Source organism: Pseudomonas sp. SMN11 (assembly GCF_052041945.1).
Lineage (GTDB): Bacteria > Pseudomonadota > Gammaproteobacteria > Pseudomonadales > Pseudomonadaceae > Aquipseudomonas.
On sequence record NZ_JBKGGW010000022.1, the window covers coordinates 90741 to 96740 of the forward strand.

A 6000-nucleotide genomic window follows, 5' to 3' on the forward strand; every position below is an offset into this window, starting at 1 on the left:
ATGCGATCCCCTGTAGGAGCGGCCTTGTGTCGCGAAAGGGTCGCGAAGCGGCCCCAGCAATCCATCAGGCGTTAAGCCGCGAGGTGACCTCACCCAACTGGCCCGACAGCCCATGCAGGCGCTGCCCCGCCTGCTCGGTGTGCTGCACCGCCTCCTGATTGGCGGTGGCGATCCGGGTGATTTCGATCAGGTTGCGCGAAATGTCTTCGGCCACGCTGGTCTGCTCTTCGGCCGCAGTGGCGATCTGCCGGTTCATGTCGCGTATCGCCTCCACCGCCAGGGTGATCCGTTGCAGCATCTGCCCGGCCAGCTGCACCTGCTCGGCGCCCTCCTCGCTGCGCTGCTGGCCGCTCTCGATGGCCTTGACCGCTTCCACTGCGCCGGACTGCACGGCTTCGATGATCTGGTGAATCTCGGCGATCGATGCCGCCGTGCGCTGGGCCAGGCTGCGCACCTCATCGGCGACCACGGCAAAGCCACGCCCGGCCTCACCCGCACGGGCCGCTTCGATGGCAGCATTGAGCGCCAGCAGGTTGGTCTGCTCGGCAATGCCACGGATCACTTCCAGCACCTTGCCAATGCGGGAGCTGTCATTTTCCAGGTCGCGGATCACCGCAGCGGTGCCGGCGATCTCGCGGTTGACCACGCCAATGGTGTCGATGGTCTGCTGCATCACCTGTTCGCCCGCCTGGGCGCTGTGGTCGGCGTCGTCGGCAGCACGTGCGGCCTCGGCGGCGTGGCGGGCCACTTCCTGGGCGGTGGCAGACATCTCGTGCATGGCCGTGGCCACTTGATCGGTGCGCTGGAACTGGTCGTGGGTACCACGGGCCATGTCACCGGCAATGTTGCGCAACTGGCCACTGGCGCCTTCCAGCTCCTGGGCGTTGTCCTTGAGGCGGCCAACAGTCTCGGCGAGGAAGTCGCGCAGGGTATTGGCAGCACGCGCCAGACGGCCCAGTTCGTCCTCGCGACGGCTGTCGACGCGGGCGGCGAAGTGGCCCTGGCTAAGTTGCGCCACGTATTCGATCAGTTGGCGGATCGGCTCGATCAGGTTGCGGTTGAGCAGCCACAGGCTGAGCAGGCCGACCAGCAATGCCGACCCGAGCATCACCAGCACGCCCAGCCACACGGTGCGTTCGGCACCGGCATTGATCTCGGCGGCACGGCCACGGGCTTCGGCGCGCAGCTGCTCGACCAGCGCGCTCATCTGCTCGCTGGCCGCCCGGTCCACGCCCTTCACCGCCTGGTCACCGGCTACCGGGTCGCCACCGGCCGCCAGAAATGCCTGACGCCCTTGTGCGTAGGCCTGGCCGAGCTGGCGGTGGCTGTCACGCAGTTGCTGCAGCGGTGCCTTGAGCTTGGCATCGCTGCTGTCGATCAGTTCCCCAAGCAGTTGTTGAACCTGCTGCTCGCGGGCCTGGAACTGCTGCCAGTACTTATCCAGCTCGGCCGGTTGGCGGCCACGCAGCAGCACGTTCTTCCATTCCTGCACCTGGATCTTGAACTGCAGGTTGGCTTCATCGATCAATTGCGATGCCCGCAGCGGCCCGTCCACCAGTTCGCCATAGCCACGCACGCTGGAGGACAGGAACTGGAAGCACACCAGGGCGATCAGCAGCATCGCCGCCAGGCTACCGCCCAGCAGGGTGAGAATTTGCACTTGGAGTGATTTACGCAACATCGCGGATCTCGGGAACAAGGAATAAGGAAACGGCGCGCCGGAGCAGCGCCGCGACAGACATCCTTGTCCTCGTTCGCAGGCCAAAAAAAAGCTGCCATCGATCGATAGCAGCCAGGTCGAGCACTTACGCAACAGTTGAATTCAATAGTCTCAGGCAATTGCTTCAGAAATGTTACAACTGTACGACGCTTAGCTTGTGGTGAACTGCAGCTCGGCCAGCCGAGCGTACAGCGGGCTTTCTTCGATCAGCTGTCGGTGCGTGCCGACCGCGACCACACACCCCTTGTCGATCACCGCGATGCGGTCGGCGTGCTGCACCGTGGCCAGGCGGTGCGCGATGACCAGCGTGGTACGCCCGGCCATCAGGCTCGGCAGGGCCTGCTGGATCAGGTGCTCGCTCTGCGCATCGAGGGCGCTGGTGGCTTCGTCGAGCAGCAGGATCGGCGCATCCACCAGCAGCGCCCGGGCGATTGCCAGGCGCTGCTTCTGGCCACCGGAAAGGCCAACGCCGCCCTCGCCCAGCGGCGTCTGGTAACCCTGAGGCAGTTGGCGGATGAATTCGTCGGCGTGAGCGCCGTGGGCTGCCGCCTCGACGTCGGCCAGGGTCGCCTCGGGCCGACCGTAGCGGATGTTGGCCTCGACCGTGCCGCGGAACAGTGAAGGGTTCTGCGCCACCAGGGCGAACTGGCGGCGCAGGTCGTCGGGCTCCAGCGCCGTGATCGGCTGGCCATCGAGCAGGATGCCCCCCTGCTGCGGATCGTAGAAGCGCAAGAGCAGGTCGAACAAGGTCGACTTGCCCGCCCCAGACGGCCCCACCAAGGCCACGGTCTGGCCTGGTTCGATGGTCAGGCTGAGGTGGTCGATGGCCGCCACCGATGGCCGCGAGGGATAGGCGAAGGTCAGCTGCTGCAGTTCGATGCGCCCACTGGCACGCTGCTGCGCCAGCGTCACGGGGCGCTCTGGCGCCAGGATCGTGCTGCTCGCCGCCAGCAGCTCGGCGATGCGCTCGGCGGCCCCGGCGGCGCGCTGCAACTCACCGATCACTTCACTCAGGGTGCCAAAGGCGCTGCCGACGATCAGGCTGTAGAACACGAACGCTGCCAGCTCCCCTGCAGAAATGCGCCCGGCGATCACATCCATGCCGCCCACCCACAGCATGACGCCAACCGCGCCCAGCACCAGCACGATCACCAGGGTGATCAGCCAGGCACGCTGGGCGATACGTTGCCGGGCCACATTAAACGCAGCCTCCACCGTACCGGCGAACAACTCGCGGTCACGTGCCTGGTGGTTGTAGGCCTGCACGGTCTTGATCTGCCCCAGGGTCTCGGCCACATAGCTGCCGACATCGGCCACCCGATCCTGGCTCTGCCGCGACAGGCTGCGCACCCGCCGGCCAAACAGCAGGATCGGCGCCAACACCAGCGGCAATGCCACCACCACGATGCTGGTGAGCTTGGGGTTGGTGATGAACAGCAGCACCACGCCACCGATCACCATCAGTGCATTGCGCAGGAACATCGACAGCGACGAACCGATCACCGATTGCAGCAAGGTCGTGTCGGCGGTCAGCCGTGACTGGATCTCGGAACTGCGGTTGTCCTCGAAAAAGCCCGGGTGCAGGCCCACCAAGTGGTCGAAGACCGCGCGGCGGATGTCGGCAACACAGCGCTCGCCGATCCACGACACCAGGTAGAAGCGGCTGAACGTGCCTGCCGCCAAAGCCAGCACCAGCACCAGGAACAGGCCGATGGTCTGGTTCAACTGGTGCGCTGAGCGGGTCATGAAACCCTGATCGACCAGCAGTCGGATACCCTGGCCCATGGACAGGGTAATGCCGGCGGTGACGACCAGCGCCAGCAAGGCCAGCACGGCCTGGCGACGGTACGGACGCATGAACTGCCAAGCCAGGCGCAGGGCACGGCGCTGGCGGGAAGAAGCCGAGTCGGGCATGAGGTGAACCAGGGAAAGCAGAAAAATTGAAGACTACCATTCATCGACGTTGGGCGTGCCTATAACCCATCGTTCTAACAGGCCTCTGGAGCTTTGCCGCGCTTTCTGCTGGACTGTGCAGGCCTTGCTGCACACGATAACTTTTGTAACAGGCCAGTCACGGCGCAGGTTTAACCTGAGCCTGAACCTGATGAGGAGATATTCAATGAGCTTGCAACATGGCAGCGACACCGTGAAACCTCAGAACAAACCACAACCCAAGGCCTGTGGTTCGATCATCGACGCCCAGGGCCGCGAGATCGAGATCACCGAGCAGATGATCCAGCAGGCCTGCAAGGACCTGGAAGACAGCCGCGTGAAGAAAGTACGCCACGGCTGAAGCACGAATGCTTTGAAACCCGGCTATATGCCGGGTTTTTTGTTTTTACCTGTACTGGCCTCTTCGCGGGACAAGCCCGCTCCTACAGACACTCACGATCTCCTGTAGGAGCGGGCTTGTCCCGCGAAGAGGCCGGTACAGATTACACAGCAATCAGGCCAACACGCCGCCCAGGGCATTGACCATCTGCGTCAACTGCGGCGCCTCGCCCCTCACGCGCACTGCCAACCCTTCGATCTCCCGCCGTGGCGGATACTGCTTGCGCAACTGGTCGAACGCCGCCCGCTGCTCGGCTACATCGTCACTCAGGCTGCGACGGAAATCGGCATCATCCCGCCGTGGGTCATACACCGCCCGGCACAGCGCTGCCAGAGTCCAGGCAGGCTCCGCCGTGCCGTCCAGCTCGATCTGCGCCAACGGCGGCGGCGGCAGCAAATCGGCCAGCTGCACGCTTTCGGCTTCGCCCAGGTAGCGGCACAAGGCTTGATAGATCTGCGCGGTACCACGCTGGCGGCCATCCAGGCTGTATCCGGCAATGTGCGGCGTGGCCAGGGTGCACAGGTCTGCCAATTGCAGGTCGACCTGCGGCTCGCCTTCCCAGACATCGAGCACCGCGTGCACGTCTTCACGATCCAGCAGCAGCTCACGCAGCGCCGCGTTGTCCACCACCGGCCCGCGGCTGGCGTTGATCAGCCAGACACCGGGGCGCAGTTGCGCCAGCTGCGCTTCGCCGAGCAGGTGCCAGGTCGGATGCTCACCGCCACGCTGCAGCGGGGTGTGCAGGCTGATCACGTCGCACTGTTCAAGGATCGTCGCCAGGCTGACGAAGTCGCCGCCCTCGGCGGCCTGGCGCAGCGGGTCGCAGACCAGCACCTTCCAGCCCAGGCCGTGCAGCACACGCACCAGGCGGCCACCGACTTCGCCAGCGCCCACCACACCGTAGGTGCGTTGTGGCAGTGCCACGCCGTCCAGGTCGGCCAAGGTCAGCAGGCTGCCCAGCACGTAATCGACCACGCCACGGGCATTGCAGCCCGGCGCGCTGCTCCAGTGGATGCGGGCTTCGGCGAAGTAGTCCAGGTCCAGGTGGTCGGTGCCGATGGTGCAGGTGCCGACGAAGCGCACCTTGCTGCCTTCGAGCAGTTTCCGGTCAACCTTGGTCACCGAGCGCACCAGCAGCACATCGGCGTCCTTGACGCTGGCGGCGTCGAGGCTGCGGCCGGGATAACGGCGGATCTCGCCGAAGCCTTCGAAGAAGGCATCGAGCAGCGGGATATTCTCGTCGGCAACTATCAGCATGGCGCTCTCCTGTCTGGGGAGCGCAGTGTAGGCGCTACGCGAGGTGTGTTCCAGCGCGGTTCAGTCGGCTTTCTTGCGGATCCAGTACAGGTAGGTACCGGCTTCTTCCTGCTGCTGCAGCAATTCGTGGCCGAGGAAGTTGCAGAACTTGGGGATGTCACGGCGGGTCGACGGGTCGGTGGCGATGACCTTGAGCAGGCCGCCAGCGGCCAGGTTTCGTACGTGCTGATGCAGCATCATCACCGGTTCCGGGCAATTCAGGCCGGTGGCGTCGAGGATGGCATCGGGGGTGAAATCAGTCATGGGGGGCTCCGCAAATGATCGCTATTGTGGCGCATCGCGCCACCAGGACCAATAGCCATTCATGAGGGCCATTTCTGACTCCCCTGCTCTTGCTCTTGCTCTTGCTCTTGCTCTGCTCTTGCTCTGCTTTTGCTTCTAAGCGCGCGGTAGTTCAGCAAACGCCGAATGCGACTTCAGGAGGCCGAGCGCAGGTCTTGCGGAGGGAGGTGACGGGCATGGATGCCCGTCAAGCGCTGCGGCCCAGGATGGGCCGTTCAGCGCGGTCCTCCCGGGAGCAAGGCCGGAGCGAGGGAACCACGGAGCGCAGCGTAGGGGCCGGATGATGGGAGCCAGCGTTTTTTGGTGGGCCTGGGGGGGGGGGGGGGGGGGGGGGGGGGGGGGGGGGGGG

5 protein-coding genes and 1 pseudogene are annotated in these 6000 nt (G+C 64.9%); 1 reads left to right on the forward strand and 5 read right to left on the reverse strand.

What is annotated here, in order from left to right:
- Window positions 1-64: 64 nt before the first annotated feature.
- The 3 genes and pseudogenes from ACLEJU_RS18430 to ACLEJU_RS18440 form a co-directional block, all read right to left on the reverse strand.
- Entirely contained in the window at window positions 65-832 is a 768-nt protein-coding gene (locus ACLEJU_RS18430) for a methyl-accepting chemotaxis protein (protein ID WP_440776733.1), read from the reverse strand.
- 165 nt (window positions 833-997) lie between these two features.
- Window positions 998-1681: pseudogene (locus ACLEJU_RS18435) on the reverse strand (methyl-accepting chemotaxis protein); the annotation flags it as partial.
- A 189-nt stretch (window positions 1682-1870) separates the two neighbouring features.
- On the reverse strand, window positions 1871-3634 hold the full coding sequence (locus tag ACLEJU_RS18440; protein WP_435425294.1) for an ABC transporter transmembrane domain-containing protein: 1764 nt from the start codon (window positions 3632-3634) through the stop codon (window positions 1871-1873).
- A gap of 205 nt (window positions 3635-3839) precedes the next feature.
- Here ACLEJU_RS18440 and ACLEJU_RS18445 point away from each other — a divergent pair, with 205 nt between their 5' ends.
- Window positions 3840-4013 (forward strand): PA1571 family protein, encoded by a 174-nt coding sequence (locus tag ACLEJU_RS18445; protein WP_422764137.1) that lies wholly within the window; start codon window positions 3840-3842, stop codon window positions 4011-4013.
- Window positions 4014-4166: 153 nt separating this feature from the next.
- On the opposite strand, the gene pdxB is transcribed toward ACLEJU_RS18445, so the two are convergent.
- Together pdxB and tusA are read right to left on the reverse strand one after the other, a co-directional pair.
- A complete protein-coding gene (gene pdxB / locus ACLEJU_RS18450) occupies window positions 4167-5309 on the reverse strand; it encodes a 4-phosphoerythronate dehydrogenase PdxB (RefSeq protein WP_435425685.1) in 1143 nt (380 codons plus the stop codon).
- A gap of 60 nt (window positions 5310-5369) precedes the next feature.
- Window positions 5370-5612 carry a sulfurtransferase TusA gene (tusA, locus tag ACLEJU_RS18455; protein ID WP_027919534.1) on the reverse strand — a complete coding sequence of 81 codons (243 nt, stop codon included), beginning with the start codon at window positions 5610-5612 and terminating at the stop codon, window positions 5370-5372.
- Window positions 5613-6000: the final 388 nt, after the last annotated feature.

What these genes read in the sequence shown, in the direction of transcription:
- ACLEJU_RS18445 (WP_422764137.1), top strand. Translation starts at nt 3,840, where the DNA reads ATGAGCTTGCAACATGGCAGCGACACCGTGAAACCTCAGAACAAACCA.
- ACLEJU_RS18440 (WP_435425294.1), bottom strand. Translation starts at nt 3,634, where the DNA reads ATGCCCGACTCGGCTTCTTCCCGCCAGCGCCGTGCCCTGCGCCTGGCT.
- pdxB (WP_435425685.1), bottom strand. Translation starts at nt 5,309, where the DNA reads ATGCTGATAGTTGCCGACGAGAATATCCCGCTGCTCGATGCCTTCTTC.
- ACLEJU_RS18430 (WP_440776733.1), bottom strand. Translation starts at nt 832, where the DNA reads ATGGCCCGTGGTACCCACGACCAGTTCCAGCGCACCGATCAAGTGGCC.
- tusA (WP_027919534.1), bottom strand. Translation starts at nt 5,612, where the DNA reads ATGACTGATTTCACCCCCGATGCCATCCTCGACGCCACCGGCCTGAAT.